Below are 19,035 nucleotides of genomic sequence, written 5' to 3' on the forward strand. Positions count from 1 at the left end.
AGGAGCGGATCCGTGCGGATTACCAGTCTTGTGGCCGGCATGTTGGGGGTCCTGTGCCTGGCGGGAACGGCGGCGTGCGATTCGGGGGAGCAGCGCTTCGCCGGATTGGTGGCCGGTACGTCCTCGGCCGCCTGCGCGCAGGTCCAGCAGCAGATCTCGGCGGGGCAGGCCGTGAACGTCGGCGCGGCCAAGCAGTGTGACCAGGTCGAATTCGCCGCCCTCGAACTGGAGCGGCAGGCCGCCAGGGCTCGTGGCGAGCAACCGGCCGTGCTCAACAGCAACACGTGCGAGGCGGTGAACGCACGTGCGGCTCAGGGCGATCCCGCGCTCGATTTCGACCTCGCGTTCCACTGCCGCCAGCGTGAACGTTTCGCCAACGCCACGAACGCGCAGACCGGTGCCGGGCCGGCGAAGAAGGTGACCTCGCTCTGCCTGGGCGCCCGCGCGAAGAAGGCACGCGGCGAAACGGTCGACGCGTTCACCGAGTCGTTCTGCGGCCCGGAGGAGGCTGCGGCGGCGGCGCAGCAGACCGGCTCGGCCACCGGCGGGGCCAACCCCGGCCCGGCACAAGGCTCGGCCCCGGCTCCAAACCGGCCAGCCGACTGGGAGGCACGCCTTTAGGTAGGGCTGGCCCCCGGTAGAGATCTCCGGGTCGCGCCAATGTGTTCGCAGCGGCGAGTCGGTTGGCTTGAGGGTATGACGCAGACCACCGCCTCACCGCATTCCGCCCCGGCCGCTCCCACCGAACGGGTCGCCGTTGCGATCGACCTTGTGAAGTCCTACGGGTCTGGCGACGGTGCGGTGACAGCCTTGCGCGGCGTCGCCGCGGAGTTCCGCCGGGGACAGTTCACCGCGATCATGGGGCCGTCGGGCTCCGGCAAGTCGACGTTCCTGCATTGCCTGGCAGGGCTCGACACGGTGACGTCCGGCAGTGTGCTCATCGGTGACGTGGACATCACCAGGCTTTCCCGGACCCGGCTGACCAAGCTGCGCCGCGACCGGCTGGGCTTTGTGTTCCAGTCGTTCAACCTGTTGCCGATGCTGACCGCCGAGGAGAACATCCGGCTGACCGGGCGGCTCGCGGCCCGCCGCGCGGACCGGCAGTGGTTCGACACGATCGTGGACAGCCTCGGCTTGCGCCCGCGGCTCGGGCACCGGCCGGCCGAGATGTCCGGTGGCCAGCAGCAGCGGGTGGCGGTGGCCAGGGCGCTGCTGACGCGGCCCGAGGTGCTGTTCGCCGACGAACCGACGGGAAACCTCGACTCCCGTTCCGGTGCCGAGGTGCTGGGCTTCCTGCGCCGCGCGGTCGACGCCTACCGGCAGACAGTGATCATGGTGACGCACGACCCGGTCGCCGCCTCGTACGCCGACCGTGTGCTCTTCCTGGCCGACGGCCGGATCGTGGACGAGTTGCACGCCCCGACCATCGACGACGTGCACGCGCGCATGCGCCGGATGGAGGGCTGAGCACGATGTGGCTCATCGCGCGCCGTTCGTTCACCGAGGGCTGGATGCGGCTCACCGCAACCCTGCTCGCGGCGATGTTCTCGGTCGGGCTGATCGCCGGGTCCCTGCAGTTCAGCCTGCGCGCCCAGGCGGCGGTGTCGGGGAGCGACGCCAGCGAGTACGCCCGTGCCGATGTGCTCGTCCAGGGTGGTCAGACCGACCCCGACGAGCTCTACGCCGCGCCCGACGGCCGGGTGCGCCTCGACCAGGTGGCGGGCCGTCCCGGCGTCGCCGCCGTGGCGGGTGACGCCATGGTGGCGGTGACCGCGGCACCGCCCGGCGGGAAGATGATCGTGCCGCCCGCCGGCGGCCGCACGCTGCTGCGCCCCTGGGTGGCCGAACCCGGGCTCAACCCGTACAAGCTGGCGTCCGGCCGGGCTCCTGCCGCGGCCGGGGAGGTCGCGGTCGTGCGCCACCTCGCGCGTTCCGGGCGGCTCAGTCCAGGGTCGGAGCTGAACCTGACGTTGCCGCGCGAGACACTGCGGGCGAAGGTCGTCGGCGTCGTCACCGTGTCGGGACGCAGCGCCGTGGCGAGCGGCGCGCTGGTGCTGGCGGCCCCGGAGATGACGCGGCGGGCCGCCGGGCTGCCGCCGGGTGTCTGGCAGAGCGTCTGGGTGAAGGCAGCCCCAGGTGTCCCGGCAGGGCGCCTGAGCGATGAACTCAAGCGGTCCCAGAAGGACGCGACCGTCAGAACGGCGAAGTCCTTGCGCGACGCCCAGTCGGCCGACGTGGCGGGCATGGGCGCCTCGATCGGCGGAGCGATCGGCATGCTCTCCTCGGTCGCCGTCTTCGTCGGGTTGTTCGTCGTGGCGAACACGTTCGGCACCTTGGTCCGGCAACGTTCCCGGCGGCTGGCGCTGCTCGCCGCGATCGGCGCCACCCCGCGCCAGATCAAACGGCTGATCCGTTTCGAGGCGCTCGCCGTCGGGCTGGTGGCGGGCGTGGGCGGCGTCCTCCTCGGCTACCCGCTGTCGGGCCTTCTGACACGGCTCTTTGCCCAAGACGGCTTTGACATCTCGGCTGCGGACGCGCAGTTCGGCTGGGTTGCGCTCGCAATCCCGGCCGCCGCCGGGATCGTGGTGACTCAGCTCGCGGCCTGGCGTGCCGCCCGGCGCGCCGCTCGCATCTCTCCCATGCAGGCCCTGCGCATCACCGCCGCCGACTCGACGGGCCGCTCCTGGCCGCGGCTGCTGGGCGCCCTGGCGGTCTTCGGCGCCGCCTGGATGTTCTTCGGTCCGGCGTTCGCGATCGCGGCCACCGAGGCGCCCGGACCGGACCGCACCGTGGGCATCGCCGTGCTGGTGCTGATGGGTTCGATGGTCACCGTCGCCGCTCTGGCAGTGCTGGCGCCGTTCTTCGTGGGACCGCTGGGCGGCCTGGTGGGCCGCCTGGGCATGGCGGTGAGCGGCGAAGCGGGACGACTCGCCCGCGCCACCATCACCCGGAGCCCCCGCCGGGTGTCGTCCGCGGCCTCGTCGCTCATGCTCGGCGTCGCCCTGGTCGGGGCGACGGCGACGCTGGTCATCTCGGCGAACGAGCGCTTCGACGAGGCGGGCCGCGAGGTATTGCAAGCCGACCACGTCGTTACCTCGACCGCCATGACCGGCGACGGGCGAGCCCCGCTTCCCCGTGACGTTGCGGGCAAGGTCGCAACCGTGCCAGGCGTCACCAACGCGATCCCACTCACGTCCACCTCAGCCAAGCTCATCGGGTCCAAGGCATCCGAAGACATCCCCCCTTACCTGAGCGTGACCGGCGCTGACCAGCCCGCCCTGTCCGCGGTGCTGCGTCTAGGCGGCCGGCTGCCCGCCCTCGCCCCCGGCCAGATCGGGCTCACCTCCACCACCATGAAGGCCCACAAACTGAAGCGCGGCCAGCGCATCGTCGTACGCGGCTCCCAGGGCCGGGTGCAGCTCACGATCGCGGGGGCCTACCACGACCCGTCGCACCTCTTCGCCGACCAGGCCCTCGTCGCTCCCGCCACGATGGAACGGCTCGACCCGAGCGCGGCCACCCAGGCGGTGCTGATCCGAGGTGGTTCCGCGGACGCCCTGACACGGGCCGTCGCGGACGTCCCCGGGGCCAAGGTGGTCGACCGCAACACCTACGTCGCCATGGCCGCCGAGGCCCTCACCAAGGGCATGAAGGTGATCTACGGCTTCATCGGCATGTCCCTGGTCCTCGCCCTCTTCGGCATGGCGACCACGGTCTCCATGAGCGTCAGCGAACGGACGCGCGAGTTCGGCCTGCTGGGAGCCGTCGGCGCCACCATGTCCCAGGTCCGGCAGATCGTCCGCTGGGAGGCGGCCACCGTGGTCCTGCTCGGCTCCCTCCTGGGCACGGGCGCCGCCCTGGGCACGGTCGCCACCCTGCACGTGGCCACCGGCAGTTCCTTCGCCCAGCCGAACCCACCCACCTGGTTGTTCGCCGTGATCACAGCCGGAGCCGCCCTGGTGACCCTCGTCACCTCGGCCCTCCCCGCCCGCCGAGCCGCCACCGTCCCCGTCCTCGAAGCCGCCAAAGCCGAATGACCGCCGAGCCACCCCCGCGGTCACGCCACGGGGGTGAGCGCCGTGCCCAGCAGCACCATGCGCAGCGCACGCTCTGCTCCGTCGGCGAGGATCTCCTCGCTGCGCGAGATGGCCTCGGTGAGCGGCATCGGCCCGGGCAGGATCCCCGCGAACGCGTCGATGCCGCTGCCGTAGACAAGGTGGGCGTCGGGGCCGATGGTCCCGGCCAGGGCGAGGACGGGCCTGCCGTACCGTTTGGCGCGGCGGGCCACCTCGGCCGGGATCTTCCCGCGCGAGGTCTGCCGGTCGATCGTGCCCTCGGCGGTGATGACCAGGTCGGCGCCGGCGAGCAGCCGGTCGAGGTCCACCTGTTCGAGCAGCACCTCGAAGCGGGGCAGCAGGCGCGCCCCGACGGCGGCGAGCCCGGCGCCGAGACCGCCCGACGCGCCCGTCCCCAGGCCGGTGCGCAGGTCGACGCCGGTCGGGCCGAGGTCGCGTTCCAGGACCCGCGCCCATCGGCACAGGGCTCGATCGAGCACCTCGACCTGGGCCGCCGTGGCCCCCTTCTGCGGCCCGTACACGCGGGCGACGCCGTTCTCGCCGCACAGCACGTTGAACGGGTTGCACGCGACCAGAAGCTCAGCCTTGGCCAGCCGGGGATCGAGCCCGGACGCGTCGATGCGATCAAGGCGTTCCAGCGCGGCCCCGCCCTGGGCGAGCTCCCGCCCGGTGGTGTCCAGCAGGCGGGCCCCGAGCGCCCGCAACGCCCCCGCGCCGCCGTCGGACGTGCCGGAGTCGCCGCAGCCGACCAGGACGCGATCGACTCCCGCGTCCAGCGCCGCGCCGATCAGCTCGCCGACGCCGTAGGTCGTCGTCAGTCCTGGATCGCGCGCGCCGCGGGGCACCAGCCGCAGCCCCGCGGCCGCGGCCATCTCGACCACGGCGGTACGCGGTCCCGGCCCGCCCAGGACCGCGAAATGGGCGTCCACCGGAGCGCCCACCGGGCCGGTGACCCGGTGCGGGACGACCCGTCCACCGGTCGCCGCCGCCAGGGCCCGCGCCGACCCCTCACCCCCGTCCACCAGCGGGATCGTGGCGATCGAGGCGTCCGGCACGACCCGGCGGACCCCGCGGGCGATCCCGGCCGCGACCTCGTCGGCGGTCAGCGACTCCTTGAACCCGCTCGGGGCGATGACGATGCGCAACTCGAACTCCTTCGATGGTCAGCGGACGGGCAGGCCGAGCAGCGGCCACACCAGCAGGGCGAAGACGAGAACCAGCGCGGCCGTGACCGGGGCGAGCACCGCCGAAGTCCGCAGCAGGTCGCGGGAGGTGTAGGTGACGGCGCCGTCCACCGTGTGGAACAGCGCCACCGGCTTGGCCGAGGACGGCAGCGTCTGGCAGAACCCGGCCGCCGCCGTCGAGGCGAACGCGGCCGCCGCCGGGGAGATCCCCGCGCCCACCGCCGCCGTGATCACCAGGGGGACCAGCACGCCGGACCGCGCCGACCGCGACTGGAGCACCAGGTGGGCCACGGTGCTCACGGCGACGACGACACCCAGGAACAGCCAGGCGGGCGGCGCCCCCGAGCCGTTGACCGGGTCGAACACCGCGCGGCCCAGCCACGCGGCGGCGCCGGACGAGGCCAGCGCGAACCCCATGGCCGTGGTGGCGGCCAGGAACAGCAGCAACGTCCACGGGATGGTCGCCAGCGCGTCCTTCATCCTGATCGTCCCCAGCCACGGCGACACGGTCACGATCGTTCCGATCAGCGCCACCACCGCGGGCGGAACGCCGTGCAGCGGCTCGCTGCACCACAGCACGACGACCACGCCCAGCAACGTGGTCGCGCGCGCCTGCGGTTCGGTGAGCGGCCCGGTCACCCGGACCTCCGCCGCCTCGCCGATCTCCTCGGCGCCGACGCGCACCGGAATCCGGCGGTCCGCACGGCTCGTGGTCATCAGGAGGATCAGCTCGGCGGCCACGTGCGAGGAGACGAGAGCCAGCGGCGTGCCGAGCAGCAGCCAGCGCACGAACCCGATGCGCTCACCGGTGGCGTGCGCCAGCATCTCGGCCGTGATCAGATGGGCGCCCGCGCCGATGAGCGTGGCGACGGCCGACAGCAGGATCACCGTCGGGAACACCAGCGCCAGCGCGAGCACCACCCGGCGACGGCCGCCCAGTGCCCTGGCCAGCGCCACGAACACCGGCAGCGCCAGCGCGGCCCTGCCGGAGGTCGCCGGGACGGCGAACGCGCTGATGACCAGCGCCGCCGTGGTCAGATGGACCAGCTGCCGTACGGTGCCGGCCCCGGACACGAAGAACGCCGCGGCCCTGGTCGCCAGCCCCGTCCGCGACACCCCGGAGGCGATCACGAACGCGCAGATCAGCAGCCAGATCGTCGCCTCGCCGAGGCTGCCGAACAGCACGTCCGGCTCCAGGACCCGCGTGACCACCAGGACGAGCCCGGCGGTCAGCGCCACGTACGCGTCGTCGACCGGGCTGAACATCCACAGCAGCGTCGCGACCGCGAACACCGCCAGCGTGACGCGCCCGTCCGCGCTCAGGTCCGCGCCGGGCCCGAACGCGATCGCGACGCAGACCGCCACGGCCGCCGCGCCGAGCAGAACGTGCCGCGTCCATCCAGTCCGGGCCGCTGCCGACGAGACCGACTCCACCGCCACCCATGCCTCCCCGCATCACCCTCCGATCGGACATTTCGATCATCTGGACGGGCGGTGAGGCGTCCATGAACGGCTGATGAGCCGATCTTCATCTGATCGGTCAGGGCAGGCGGTACCCCATGCCGCGTACGGTCTCGACGCGGTGGTCGCCCAGCTTCCTGCGCAGCGCCCGCACGTAGACGTCGACGATGTTGGACCCGGGGTCGAAGTCGTAGCCCCACACGTGCGACAGGATCTGCTCGCGTGACAGCACCTGCCCGGGATGCCGCAGGAACAGCTCCAGGAGGACGAACTCGCGCGACGTCAGATCCACCGTGCGATCCCCCGACCTGGCGCGCCGCGTCCGCAGGTCGAGCGCGAGGTCGCCGGAGCGCAGCACGGTCACCTCGGGCGCGCGGGCGGCGCCGCGCAGCCGCAGCCGCACCCGTGCCAGCAGCTCCTCGAACCGGAACGGCTTGGTCATCCAGTCGTCCGCGCCGCCCTCCAGGCCGGCCACGGTGTCCTGCACCGAGTCGCGGGCGGTCAGCACGATCACGGGTGTGGTGACCTGGGCCTCGCGCAGCGCCCGCAGCACCGTGAAGCCGTCCTTGCCCGGCAGCCCGATGTCCAGCAGGATCAGGTCGAAGTCGAGGGTGCAGGCGAAGTCGAGGGCCATCTCGCCGTCCTCGGCCACCGACGTGCTGAACCCGTTGGCCCGCAGCCCCTTCTCGATGAAGGCCGCGATCCGCTCCTCGTCCTCGACGATGAGGATCCTGTTCACTCCTGGGTCCCCTGTCTCTCGCGCCCCGCCCGGGGCAGGTCGAGCTCGAACCGGGCGCCCTGGCCGGGCGCGCTGTCGAGCCGTACGGTGCCGCCGTGGCCGGACGCGATCGCCGTCACGATCGCCAGCCCCAGCCCGGCGCCCGTTCCCTTCCGCGGGTGCCGCGCCGCGCCGCCGTGCGCGAACCGCTGGAAGATCCGTTCCGCGTCGTCGGGATGGACGCCGGGCCCGGAATCGGCGACCCACAGCCGTACCCGGCGGTCGTCCACCGCCGATCCGACGAGTATCCGGCCCCCGGGCTCGGTGTGCTGGACGGCGTTGTGCGCCAGCTGTACCACCGCCTGGGTGACGCGCTGCGGGTCCACGTACACCTCGGCCTCGCCGATGCCGTCCAGCACCCACTCGCGATCGCCGAGCGCCCTCACCTTGGCGTAGATGTCGCTGGTCAGTTCCATGAGCGGGATCCGTTGGACTTCGACGAAGTCGGGACGCTCGGCCTTGGCCAGCAGCAGCAGGTCCTCGACGATGCGGCTCATGCGGTCCAGCTCATCGGTGACCAGCCGCAGCGTCTCCTCCCGCTCCTGCGGATCGCCGCCCATCAACTCCAGGTGCCCGCGCACGATCGTGATGGGGGTGCGCAGCTCGTGCCCGGCATCGTCGAGAAAGCGCCGCTGGGTGCTGAAGGCCTGGTCAAGCCGGTCGAGCATGGCGTTGAACGTGGCGGCCAGCTCACCCACGTCGTCGCGCCGGTGTACGGGAATGCGCCGGGCCAGGTCCTGTTCGGTGATCTCGGCGGCGGTCCGGCGCACCAGCCGTACCGGAGCCAGGATCCGCCCCGACACCACCCAGGCGATCCCCGCCCCGCCCAGCAGCGCGACCGCCGACACCGTGCCCATCACCCGCATCGTGCGGGTGACCTCGGCGAAGTCGCGGTCGATGAAATAGGCGATGACGAACGTGGCGGGCCGTCCGCCGCCCCGCGGCTCGGCCCGCACCTTCGCCCAGCGGATCTCCCCGGCGGGACTGGACGTGCGCCCCGTCGCCCCCGGCGCGTTCAGGATCCGCGCCATGACCGCCGCGTTGTCGGCCAGGTTGTACGGGCCCTGCCGGTCCTGGTGCATCACGGTGCCGTCGGCCTGCACGCCGAGCAGCACCTCATCATCGTCGGCGTACTGGCGGCTCAGATGCGTGTACAGCAGGCGGTCCGCATCGGTGAACGGGCGGCCGGTGGCCGGATCCCTGCCCTGCGCGGCGAACCTCTCGAACTCGCGGGACTCCTGCTCCAGCAGCTGCCTGCCGTCGGCCTCGATCTCTGTGACCAGGATCGCGCGGACGGCCAGCGCCACCGAGCCGAGCGCCGCAGCCATGGCGACCATCAGCCACAGCAGAATGCGGGTGCGCGCCGACAGCCAGGGCCACCCGCCCCGGTCAGCCGTCATCCCCGTCGCCGCCGGTGTCATCGTCGTCGTCGTACACCGGCGGCGGCTGCGGCACCACCGTCCGCCTTGACGGGCCAGGGGACTTGGACGCCCGTGTGGACGGCGGCGTCGGGCTGCCGCTCGTGTCCCGCGGGCCGGTGGCCGGGGTGCCGCTCGGGGAACCGGAGGAATCGCCCCCCAGCTGGACCCGCGGCGGAACAGCGGGCTCCCCCGGCGCATCCGACAGCGCCTGGCTGACCGCGGCGATCCCCAGGGGAAACGCCACGATCGCGCCCAGCACCGCCACGCGTTGCCTCATGCTCATGTCGCCGAGTATTTTCGCCGCTGCGAAGCGGCCGATGAACCTCAGATGAAGATCTCTTCATCTAGCCGGTCACGCTGACCGCGTGTCATCTCGTCCTGATGCCTGGCCACGACGCGCTCGGCGGCGCCGGCGAACGCGCGTACCCGGGCGGTCTCCCCGGCCGTGCGCCATACCAGCGCCACCTCGGAGGCGGGCATGTCACGCATCGGCACCAGCACGATGTCCGGACGCGCGTAATACCGAGACACCGACTCCACCACCGGCGACACACCCAGTCCGTTGGCGATGGCGGTCAGCAGTTCCTGGAAGGTGCGCACCCCATGCCGCCGGTTGATCGGCCGGCCGTCCGGCGTGGTGGTGGGGACATGGAACTCCCACCAGTAGTCGGGTGCAGGGCCCACGATGTCGATGACCTCCACGCGAGCCAGGTCCTCCACCGGCACCGACGAACGCCTGGAGAACGGGTGGCCGACGGGAACCGCGAGCATCCGCGGTTCCGACAGCAACACGGGCCCCACGGTGAGATCCGGTTCGTCCACGGGCAACCGGGTGATCAACACGTCCACGTCACCGATGCGCAGCGGGCCGAGCGGGTCGGCGCAGTGCACCTCGGTCATCCGCAGCTCGCAGGCGGGATGCCGGGTGCGGAACTCGGTCACCAGTTCGGGGGTCCACTCGTTCGCGCCGGAGCCGAGGAACCCGACGTGCAGGACTCCGTCGATACCGCGCGCGGTGGCGCTGGCCCGCTCGAACGCCCGGTCCAACTGCTGGTAGGCCTCTTTGGCGTCTTGCCAGAACTGCATGCCCAGCCGGGTGAGTTCGACTCGGCGGCTGGTGCGGTCGAACAGCCGCCCGCCGATACGGCGTTCCAGAGACTGGATGTTCTGGGTGACCCGCGGCGGTGACACGTGGAGCCGTTCGGCGGTACGCCCGAAGTGCAATTCCTCAGCCAGTACCAGGAAGGATTCCAACTCGCGGAACTCCACGCCGACCACCCCATCGTTAAGCGTGCCTTAGTGAAGGTATCGCAGTTCGGTGTTGTTCCCCCTCCCGCGCGAAGCGAGGCTCGATCACGAAAGACGGCGAGCATCCCTCATCTGGAAGGTCGAACGTTCATGGCACCGCTCCAGTCCTCGGGCGCCGCACCGGCGGAGACCGATACCGGGAAACTCTCCGCTCAGCAGTGGCTGATGCTCGTCGCGGTGATGACAGGCACGTTCCTGTCCATGCTGAACGACTTCATCGTCAACGTGGCCACGCCGGCCATCCGCGACGAGTTGGGCGCGAGCTTCACCGAAGTCCAGTTCATCATCGGGGGATACATCCTGGTCTATGGCGTGGTCTTGGTGACCGGCGGCCGGCTCGGCGATATCTTCGGGCACCGGCGGATGTTCCTGCTGGGTGGCGGCCTGTTCACGCTGGCGTCGCTGGCGTGCGGACTGGCTCTCGACTCCGCGCAGCTGATCGTGTTCCGCGTCATGCAGGCTCTCGGCGCGGCCATCTTCTACCCGCAGGTGCTGTCCATCCTGCAACTGGCGTTCACCGGCCGGGCGCGCGCCAAAGCCTTCAGCGTGTTCGGCGCGACGATCGGGCTCGCCTCCATCGCGGGCCAGCTCATCGGTGGTGTGCTGATCGGCGCGGACCTGTTCGGCCTGACCTGGCGGCCGATCTTCCTGATCGACGTGCCGGTCGGCGTGATCGCCATCGTGATCGCCGCGGCCACGCTGCCCAGACTGGCCGGCGACGCCAGGGCGCGGCTGGACGTGCCCGGCGTCGGCCTGTTGACGGTCGCTCTGGTGCTGGTGGTCTTCCCGCTGATCCAGGGCCGCGAACTGGGCTGGCCGTTGTGGATCATCGTGCTGCCGGTGCTGTCCGTCCCCGTGCTGGGGGCCTTCCTGCTGTGGGAGCAGCGGGTCACTGACCGCGGCGGCACGCCGCTGGTGCCGCCGAAGCTGTACAAGATCCGCAGCTTCGGCGCGGGCAACGCGGTCGCGCTGCTGTTCTTCGCGGGCAACAGCGGCCTGTTCTTCCTCCTGCCGCTCCAACTCCAAGCCGGGCTCGGGCACACCGCCCTGTACGCGGGCCTGACCTTCACCCCACTGGCGGCGGCGTTCACGATCGGTTCGCTCTTGGCCCCGAAGTTGCAGCCCCGTCTCGGCAACCGCGTACTGAGCCTCGGCTACGCCTTCAACGCCGTTGGGAACGCCGCGCTCCTGTTCACCGCAGTGAATGCCGGCGCCGAGATGACGGGCTGGCTGCTGGCACCGTCCATGGCCGTGATAGGCCTAGGCCAGGGCCTCGGCATGAGCCCGCTGGTGGCTGCGGCGCTGGTGGACGTCCCAGAGGAGAACGCAGGCGCGGCCTCCGGCGTCATCCAGACGATCATGCAGGTCGGGATGGCGTTCGGGGTCACCCTGATCGGGCTGGTGTTCTTCACCGTCCTGGGCTCCGGCACCGGCCCGGTTGCCTACAGTGCGGCGTTCGCCGCCGCCCTGATCGCACAGCCGGTGCTGGCGCTGCTGGCACTGGCACTGGTCCCGCTGCTGGCCACCCGCAGTGCACCCGCCGAAAGCCCCGCAGACGTAGTCCGCCTCTGATGGGATTGAGTCTGTGGTCACCGATCTCCCAGAAAGCTTTGCGCGGGCACATGCAGCGGCAGGCGCCCTGTTCTTCGATGCGCAGGATCGCGTTTTGCTGGTGATGCCCTCCTACAAGGACTGCCGCGAGATTCCCGGTGGCTTCATCGAACGCGGCGAGACCCCGAAGGAGGCTGCGGCTCGCGAGGTCCGGGAAGAACTCGGCATTGCGCCGCCGATCGGACGTCTGCTGGTCGCGGACTGGGCCCCCGATCAACCTGAGGGCGACAAGGTCTTGTTCGTCTTCGACGGCGGAGTGCTGTCGGCTGACGACATCGGGAGGATCCGGCTCGATCCGGCCGAGCTCACATCTTATGAATTCCATGAAGTGGGGACGATCCACGAGCTGACGATCGCTCGTCTCGCGCGCCGGATCATTCACAGCTGCGCGGCCCGTGCGGACGGGACGACCCGTTACCTGGAGCATGGGGAACCGGTCGGGTAGGGCGAGGCCCCTCGTTCTGCGCGGGAACGAGGGGCCGGGGATGCGTTCAGTCGACCAGGGCGCCGCAGGAGATGTTCACCTGGGTCGTGGTCATGGTGCGGGCGCGGTCGGAGGCCACGAACGCGGCCACGTTGCCGACGTCGGCGAGGGTGGCGGCCCTCTTGAGGTGGGTGGCGTCGACCATCTGCTGCTTCATCGGGGCGATCTCCTCGGCGTCCGGCATGGTCTCGGGGATGCCGCCGGTGCGGAGGGTCACCAGGCGCACGCCGGACGGGCCCAGCTCGCAGCCCCACTGGCGGCGCATGCTCTCGACGAGGTTGAAGCCGATCTGCACGTTGCCCATGTTCGGCATCGGCACGTCGTCCGTGCCGCCGAAGTGCAGGATCACGCCCGAGCCCTGCTTGGTCATGTGGCGGGCGGCGGCCTTCGTGGTGATCAGGAAGGTCTTGGCGATCGAGGCCAGCGACTGGGCGAAGTCATCCGCGGACGCCTGCAGGAGCGGCCCGAAGAGCGCGTTGTGGGAGATCACGTTGGCCGAGATGTCGATGCGGCCGGCCTGGGCGGCCACCGAGTCGACGTAGTCGTCGACGGCCGACTCGTCGAGCGCGTCCACCACGGCGGTCTCAGCGAGGCCGTCCGCGGCGCGGATGTCGGCGGCGACCTTGTCGAGCTTGTCCTGGGTGCGTCCGGCGAGGAAGACCCTCGCCCCCTCGGCGGCGAAGGCGCGGGCCATGGCTCCGCCGATCGAACCGCCGCCGCCGTAGATCACCGCGGTCTTGTTGTCGAGAAGCATCTTTGTCTCCTTGTCGTTGGATGCTCCGACGGTAGGGACGGCAGTGCTGCGCGCACATCGGCCGTCCTTCGGGTCTTTTGGCGGCGTGGGCGCGCTTTCCGGGGATGGTCGAGCGGTTGCTGATCCGCTGTGGAGGGGCGGTGACCAGGGTGAATGTGAGGGGTAAGTCGTTTGACTGATCAGAGCTGGAGCTGGGTGAGCTCGATGCGCTTGGAGATGCCCAGCTTCCGGTACGAGCGGTAGAGATGGTGGCCGATCGTGCGGGGGCTGAGGAACAGCTGTGCCGCGATCTCCCTGTTGCTGTGCCCTGCCGCGGCCAGCCGTACGACCTGCAGCTCTTGGGGCGTCAGGCGGTTGTGGGGCGCTGCGGCGCTGGAGGTCGAGGGGCCGCCGAGGACGCCGAGTTCCGCGCGGGCCCGGGCCGCCCAGGGGGTGGCGCCCAGCCTGTCGAAGGTGTCCCGTGCCTGGGCCAGCTCGCTCGCGGCCTCCGTCCGGCGTCGCCGGCGCCGCAGCCACTCCCCGTACACCAGTCGCGTGCGGGCCTCGTCGTACGGGCGGGATCCGTCGCTCAGCCGAAGAGCGGCGACGAAGTGCTCTTCGGCCGCGTCGTCTGAGGAAAGGAGGGCGCGGCAACGCCGCGACAGGGCGAGGACGGGTTCGCGGCCGGTCTGTTCCGCCCAGCGGTCGAAGGCGGGCAGGTGTTCGCGGCCGAGCTCCAGCCGCCCGGCGCGGACGGCCGCCTCCACGTGGTCGGGTACGGCACGGATCAGAACGTCGTAACGGGCCGGCCCTCGGCATACCGTGTCGAGGCGTTCGAGCGCTTCATCGGCGCGTCCTGCCGCCAGGTGCAGGAGGCCCCGGCCCCAGTGTGCGAGCGCGGTGACCGGCGGGTGGAACGCGGCGCCGTCCGGCGACGCGCACCTCTCCTCATCGCCGAAGATCCCCGCGAGGCAGACCGCCATCGCGTCGAAGATGGCCTTCTGCACGTCCATGCCGATGTCAGCCGCGAGCGACGCGCCTTCGGCCACGGCACTCTCGGCGTCACGGAACTCGCCGCGCACGATGTTGCCGAGAGCCACGACTTCCAGGATGTACGTGAGCCAGGTGAGCGCCCCGTCCGCCCTCGCATCGGCGGCGATGGAGTCCACGAGCGTCCCGGCGACGTCGTCGTCCGCGATGAGCAGGCCGGTGAACGCGGCGCAGAGCCGTTCGAGGTAGCCGTCGAAGGCGGTACCGACCAGCGCTCTCATCGCCGGAACTGCCGGCTCGGGCTCGCCGTGGAGCAGCCGGGCCCAGCCGATCAGACCCTCGACGACGAAGACCAGGGGAGAGCCGTCGGGCAGCTCCAGTTTCTCCAGGTGACCTGCGGCACGCAGCATGAGGTCGTGGGCGCCGGCGTCCCGGGCGGTGAAGACCGCCTCGGTCAGCATGCTCGCCGCTGCCTCGCCGGTGATGAGCTCCGCGGCCTCCAGGGCGAGGGCGGCGTCGGCCGCCGGTGAAGTCGCCTCGTACTCCACCTGTGCGCGGATGAACGTCGCCTCTGCGGCGAGTCGGGAATCCTCCGTCGAGGCGGCTCCCTCGGCGGCGAGACGGGCCGCCCAGGCGGGCCGTCCGGCGTCATAGGCCGCCCGCGCCGCGTTGACGATCCGGCGGGCCCGGCCCTCGGAGTCGGTGCTGAGCCGAGCCGCGCGTTCGTAGGCCGCGGCGACCGCCATGGGGCCGCCACGGTCCTGGGCGCGCCGCGCGGCCCGTTCCAGTTCGGCGGCGACCTCCTCGTCGGGCCCAGTGGCCGCCGCCGCCCGGTGCCATGCCCGGCGATCGGCGTGCTGCTCGCCGGGCAGCTCCGCGGCGAGGGCGGCGTGCACCGCGATCCGCTGGTGATGGGACGTGGACTGGTAGGCGACCGACCGGACGAGCGGATGGCGGAACCTCACCTCGTCCCCGGCGAAGCTCACGAGCCCGGCCTGCTCCGCCGCGTCCAGGTCGGCCGCGCCGGCGCCGATCCGGGCGGCGGCGCGGAGGACCACGTTCAGCCCCGCGGTCTCGTCGGCCGCCGCGACGGCCAGCACTGACCGCGTGGCGGCGGGCAGTGCGGCGAGCCGGGCCCGGAACGCCTCCTGAACGCGGCCGGCGACCGGCAGCGGACCGACCGGGGTGGCGGAGCCGTCCCCGAGCTCGATGATCGCCAAGGGGTTGCCCGCCGCCTCGGCCAGCACCCGCTTGGCGACCGGGGCCGCCAGTCCCGGGGACCGCGCGTTCAGGAGCCTGTCCGCGTCGGCGTCGCTCAGCGCGGTGACCCGCAGCCCGGCGATGCCCTGGACCGGCGAACGTTCACCCTCGTCCCGCAGCGCGAAGATCATCGCGATGGGATCGGCCCCGAGCCGCCGCGCGGCGAACTGCAGCGCGTCCGACGACGCCCGGTCGAGCCACTGGGCGTCGTCCACCACGCACAACACGGGCCGCTCGCCCGCGATCTCGGCGAGCAGGGTCAAGGTGGCCGCTCCGATGAGGAAACGGTCGCTCGCACCGGTGTCGGCGAGCCCGAACGCACCGCGCAGCGCCGCCGCCTGCGGTCCCGGCAGCGCCTCGATGTGATGGAGGTACGGATGGAGCAGCGAGAACAGCGCCCCGAACGGGATCTCCGCCTCGGACTCGATCCCGAGCCCGCGCATCACGGTCATGTCCCGCGCCGCCGCGACGGCGAACTCCACGAGGGTGGATTTGCCGATGCCGGCCTCGCCATAGATCGCCAGCGCGGCGCTCCGCCCGGCCCGGGCCTCGGTCAGGAGTCCGGTGATGTGCTCCTGCTCAGGCTCCCGCCCCACCAGCATGCGGCAAACCGTAGCAAAACAGCCGGATCCCCATGCCGTCCTCGCACACACCGCCGCACACCTGGTCCTGGCCGAATTCGGTGCGTGGCGTACGAAGGCCCCGGGATCACATGGTCTTTGTGATCCCGGGGCCTTTCGATCGGACTCTTAGGCCTCGCCGCCGGTGTTGCTTTCGGCGCTGCCCACGCCGCCTGCGAAGACGCTGCTGACGTCGGCGTTGAGCTGGTAGCGCTCGATCGCCTGCTGGAGGGTCTCGGGCTTGAGCTCGCCCTGGCGCACGAGCCGGGTGAGGACGGCCAGGACGATGGACGCCGAGTCCACGTGGAAGAAGCGGCGCGCGGCGGCTCTGGTGTCGGAGAAGCCGAAGCCGTCGGTGCCCAGGGACGAGTAGTCGCCGGGGACCCACGGCGCGATCTGGTCGGGTACGGCCCGCATGAAGTCCGAGACCGACACGATCGGGCCGTTGGCGTCCTGGAGCTTCTGGGTGACGTACGGGACCCGCTGCTCCTGGTCGGGGTGCAGCAGGTTCCACTCGTCGCAGCGCTGCGCCTCGCGGGTCAGCTCGTTCCAGGAGGTGGCCGACCAGACGTCGGCGGCCACGTTCCACTCCTCGGCCAGGAGGCGCTGGGCTTCGAGGGCCCAGCGGCCGCCGACGCCGGAGGCGAGGATGTTGGCGCGCGGGGCGTCCTCGAGAGCCGGGGCCTCCTTGTAGCGGTAGAGGCCCTTCAGGAGCCCTTCGACGTCCAGGCCCTCGGGCTCGGCGGGCTGCTGGTAGGGCTCGTTGTAGATGGTGAGGTAGTAGAAGATGTCCTCGCCGTGCGGGTGCTCGTCGGACGGCGCGTACATCCGGCGCAGCGCGTCCTGCGTGATGTGCGCGAGCTCGAACGCCCACGTCGGGTCGTAGTGGACGCAGGCGGGGTTGGTCGCGGCGATCAGCGGCGAGTGGCCGTCGGCGTGCTGGAGGCCCTCACCGGTGAGCGTGGTGCGGCCGGCGGTGGCGCCGAGGAGGAAACCGCGGCCCATCTGGTCGCCGAACGCCCACATCTGGTCGCCCGTCCGCTGCCACCCGAACATCGAGTAGAAGATGTAGATCGGGATCATGTGCTCGCCGTGCGTGGCGTACGAGGTGCCGGCGGCGATCGTGCTCGCCATGGAGCCGGCCTCGCTGATGCCCTCGTGCAGCATCTGGCCCTGCTCCGACTCCTTGTAGGAGAGCAGCAGCTTGCGGTCGACGGCGTCGTAGGTCTGCCCGTGCGGCGAGTAGATCTTGGCGGTCGGGAAGAGCGAGTCCATGCCGAACGTGCGGTACTCGTCCGGCGCGATCGGCACGAAGCGCGAGCCGATGTTCTGGTCCTTGATCAGGTCCTTGAGCAGGCGGACGAACGCCATGGTGGTGGCGACGTTCTGCTTGCCGGAGCCCTTCTTGAGCTCGGCGTAGACGGCGTCGCCGGGCAGCTTGAGCGGCTTGGCCCGGACGACCCGCTTGGGCAGGAAGCCGCCGAGGGCCGCGCGGCGCTCGCGCATGTACTGGATCTCGTCGGAGTCCTCGCCCGGGTGGTAGTACGGCGGCAGGTCCGCTTCGAGCGCGGAGTCGGGGATGTCCAGGTAGAGGCGGTCCCGGAACTCCTTGAGCTCGGCCTTGGTGAGCTTCTTCATCTGGTGCGTGGCGTTGCGGGCCTCGAAGTCGGTCCCCAGCGTCCACCCCTTGATGGTGTGGGCGAGGATGACCGTCGGCTGGCCGACGTGCTCGCGGGCCGCCTTGAACGCCGCGTACACCTTGCGGTAGTCGTGCCCGCCGCGCGACAGCTTGCGCAGGTCGTCGTCCGAGAGATGCTGGACGATCTTGCGCAGCCGCGGGTCGTCGCCGAAGAACTTGTCGCGGATGTACTCGCCGGACTCGACGGTGAACGTCTGGAACTGGCCGTCGGGCGTGGTGTTCATCTTGTTGACGAGCACGCCGTCGACGTCCTGGGCGAGCAGCGGGTCCCAGTCACGGCCCCAGATCACCTTGATGACGTTCCAGCCGGCACCCCGGAAGAACGACTCCAGCTCCTGGATGATCTTGCCGTTGCCGCGGACCGGGCCGTCCAGCTGCTGCAGGTTGCAGTTGATCACGAAGGTGAGGTTGTCGAGCTCCTCGCGCGCGGCCAGGCCGATCGCGCCGAGCGACTCGGGCTCGCCCATCTCGCCGTCGCCGAGGAACGCCCACACGTGCGAGCGGGACGTGTCCTTGATCTTGCGGTTGTAGAGGTACCGGTTGAACCGGGCCTGGTAGATCGAGTCGATCGCCGTCAGGCCCATCGAGACGGTGGGGAACTCCCAGAACTCCGGCATCAGCCGCGGGTGCGGATAGGACGAGAGGCCGCCGCCCGGGTGTGAGATCTCCTGCCGGAAGCCGTCCAGCTTGTCCTCGGGCAGCCTGCCCTCGAGGAACGCGCGGGCGTAGATGCCCGGCGCTGCGTGGCCCTGGAGGAAGACCTGGTCGCCCGACTCGCCGTGGTCCTTGCCGCGGAAGAAGTGGTTGAAGCCGACCTCGTAGAGCGACGCCGCCGAGGCGTAGGTGGCGATATGGCCGCCGACTCCGAGCCCGGGCCGGTTGGCCCGGGACACCATGATCGCCGCGTTCCAGCGGATGTAGGCGCGGATGCGCCGCTCGATGTGCTCGTCACCGGGGAACCAGGGCTCGTGCTCCGGCGGGATGCTGTTGATGAAATCGGTGCTGCGCAGGCCGGGCACCCCGACCTGCAGCTCACGGGCACGCTCCAGGAGCCGGAGCATCACATAGCGAGCCCGGCCGCGGCCCTCGGTCTTGATGACCGTGTCGAGCGATTCCAGCCATTCCCGGGTCTCGTCCGGATTGATGTCCGGGAGCTGGCTCGGCAGCCCGTCGCTGATGATCGAAAAGCGTTGACGTCCGGAAGCCACGGGGTCCCCTCTGCGCTTACCGTCTTTATCCTTCGTACGACTGTTCGCCGTCTACGTGATCCATCGTCGTCGGTAATGGCGCGTAACGCATCTCTACTTGCCAGTAACTATTTCGCCCGGTCAGAGGCCGGGCCGGCGCCAGGCTCACCTCGTCCGTCGGTGGGCTGGGACGCCGGATGGCCGAGCGTACGCGGTGCCGTCG

At 71.1% G+C, this 19,035-nt stretch carries 14 protein-coding genes; 5 read left to right on the forward strand and 9 right to left on the reverse strand.

What is annotated here, in order from left to right:
* Positions 1 to 12 precede the first annotated feature (12 nt).
* The 3 genes from F8566_RS24045 to F8566_RS24055 all read left to right on the forward strand — a co-directional run bounded on the left by F8566_RS24045 (position 13) and on the right by F8566_RS24055 (position 4,037).
* Positions 13 to 621 (forward strand): hypothetical protein, encoded by a 609-nt coding sequence (locus F8566_RS24045; RefSeq protein WP_151563569.1) that lies wholly within the window; start codon positions 13 to 15, stop codon positions 619 to 621.
* Between the two features lie 75 nt (positions 622 to 696).
* Positions 697 to 1,467 (forward strand): ABC transporter ATP-binding protein, encoded by a 771-nt coding sequence (locus F8566_RS24050; protein WP_151563571.1) that lies wholly within the window; start codon positions 697 to 699, stop codon positions 1,465 to 1,467.
* A 5-nt stretch (positions 1,468 to 1,472) separates the two neighbouring features.
* Positions 1,473 to 4,037 carry an FtsX-like permease family protein gene (locus F8566_RS24055; protein WP_151563573.1) on the forward strand — a complete coding sequence of 855 codons (2,565 nt, stop codon included), beginning with the start codon at positions 1,473 to 1,475 and terminating at the stop codon, positions 4,035 to 4,037.
* Positions 4,038 to 4,057: 20 nt separating this feature from the next.
* On the opposite strand, the gene F8566_RS24060 is transcribed toward F8566_RS24055, so the two are convergent.
* From F8566_RS24060 to F8566_RS24085, 6 genes are all read right to left on the reverse strand, one after another.
* Entirely contained in the window at positions 4,058 to 5,221 is a 1,164-nt protein-coding gene (locus F8566_RS24060; RefSeq protein ID WP_151563575.1) for a glycerate kinase family protein, read from the reverse strand.
* Between the two features lie 18 nt (positions 5,222 to 5,239).
* The gene (locus F8566_RS24065) at positions 5,240 to 6,700 is read right to left on the reverse strand and encodes an SLC13 family permease (RefSeq protein ID WP_225993463.1); all 1,461 of its coding nucleotides are present in this window, start codon (positions 6,698 to 6,700) and stop codon (positions 5,240 to 5,242) included.
* 100 nt (positions 6,701 to 6,800) lie between these two features.
* Entirely contained in the window at positions 6,801 to 7,460 is a 660-nt protein-coding gene (locus F8566_RS24070) for a response regulator transcription factor (protein WP_151563577.1), read from the reverse strand.
* Positions 7,457 to 8,899, reverse strand: coding sequence for a sensor histidine kinase (locus tag F8566_RS24075; protein WP_225993464.1), 1,443 nt, complete (start codon positions 8,897 to 8,899; stop codon positions 7,457 to 7,459). Before F8566_RS24075 ends, F8566_RS24070 begins: the two co-directional genes overlap by 4 nt.
* A complete protein-coding gene (locus F8566_RS24080) occupies positions 8,889 to 9,203 on the reverse strand; it encodes a small hydrophilic protein (protein WP_151563579.1) in 315 nt (104 codons plus the stop codon). The genes F8566_RS24075 and F8566_RS24080 overlap by 11 nt, the downstream gene beginning before the upstream one ends.
* A gap of 41 nt (positions 9,204 to 9,244) precedes the next feature.
* Positions 9,245 to 10,144 carry a LysR family transcriptional regulator gene (locus F8566_RS24085; protein WP_264159406.1) on the reverse strand — a complete coding sequence of 300 codons (900 nt, stop codon included), beginning with the start codon at positions 10,142 to 10,144 and terminating at the stop codon, positions 9,245 to 9,247.
* On the opposite strand from F8566_RS24085, the gene F8566_RS24090 reads away from it, so the two are divergent.
* Both F8566_RS24090 and F8566_RS24095 read left to right on the forward strand, forming a co-directional pair.
* A complete protein-coding gene (locus F8566_RS24090) occupies positions 10,112 to 11,800 on the forward strand; it encodes an MFS transporter (protein ID WP_151563583.1) in 1,689 nt (562 codons plus the stop codon). The two genes, F8566_RS24085 and F8566_RS24090, sit on opposite strands and share 33 nt — an antisense overlap.
* Before the next feature lie 13 nt (positions 11,801 to 11,813).
* On the forward strand, positions 11,814 to 12,284 hold the full coding sequence (locus tag F8566_RS24095; protein ID WP_151563585.1) for an NUDIX domain-containing protein: 471 nt from the start codon (positions 11,814 to 11,816) through the stop codon (positions 12,282 to 12,284).
* Between the two features lie 46 nt (positions 12,285 to 12,330).
* Here the strand turns inward: F8566_RS24095 and F8566_RS24100 are convergent, their stop codons facing one another.
* The 3 genes from F8566_RS24100 to aceE form a co-directional block, all read right to left on the reverse strand.
* Positions 12,331 to 13,077 carry an SDR family NAD(P)-dependent oxidoreductase gene (locus F8566_RS24100; RefSeq protein WP_151563587.1) on the reverse strand — a complete coding sequence of 249 codons (747 nt, stop codon included), beginning with the start codon at positions 13,075 to 13,077 and terminating at the stop codon, positions 12,331 to 12,333.
* 179 nt (positions 13,078 to 13,256) lie between these two features.
* Complete coding sequence (locus tag F8566_RS24105) at positions 13,257 to 15,908, reverse strand: helix-turn-helix transcriptional regulator (protein WP_151563590.1); 2,652 nt, start codon at positions 15,906 to 15,908, stop codon at positions 13,257 to 13,259.
* 147 nt (positions 15,909 to 16,055) lie between these two features.
* Entirely contained in the window at positions 16,056 to 18,833 is a 2,778-nt protein-coding gene (gene aceE / locus F8566_RS24110) for a pyruvate dehydrogenase (acetyl-transferring), homodimeric type (RefSeq protein WP_151563592.1), read from the reverse strand.
* Positions 18,834 to 19,035 lie beyond the last annotated feature (202 nt).

The organism is Actinomadura rudentiformis, assembly GCF_008923185.1.
Lineage (GTDB): Bacteria > Actinomycetota > Actinomycetes > Streptosporangiales > Streptosporangiaceae > Spirillospora > Spirillospora rudentiformis.

Bases quoted from the DNA above. Each gene is read 5' to 3' on its own strand.
- F8566_RS24050 (WP_151563571.1), top strand. From the start codon at position 697: ATGACGCAGACCACCGCCTCACCGCATTCCGCCCCGGCCGCTCCCACC.
- F8566_RS24055 (WP_151563573.1), top strand. From the start codon at position 1,473: ATGTGGCTCATCGCGCGCCGTTCGTTCACCGAGGGCTGGATGCGGCTC.
- F8566_RS24075 (WP_225993464.1), bottom strand. From the start codon at position 8,899: ATGACGGCTGACCGGGGCGGGTGGCCCTGGCTGTCGGCGCGCACCCGC.
- F8566_RS24080 (WP_151563579.1), bottom strand. From the start codon at position 9,203: ATGAGCATGAGGCAACGCGTGGCGGTGCTGGGCGCGATCGTGGCGTTT.
- F8566_RS24100 (WP_151563587.1), bottom strand. From the start codon at position 13,077: ATGCTTCTCGACAACAAGACCGCGGTGATCTACGGCGGCGGCGGTTCG.
- F8566_RS24105 (WP_151563590.1), bottom strand. From the start codon at position 15,908: ATGCTGGTGGGGCGGGAGCCTGAGCAGGAGCACATCACCGGACTCCTG.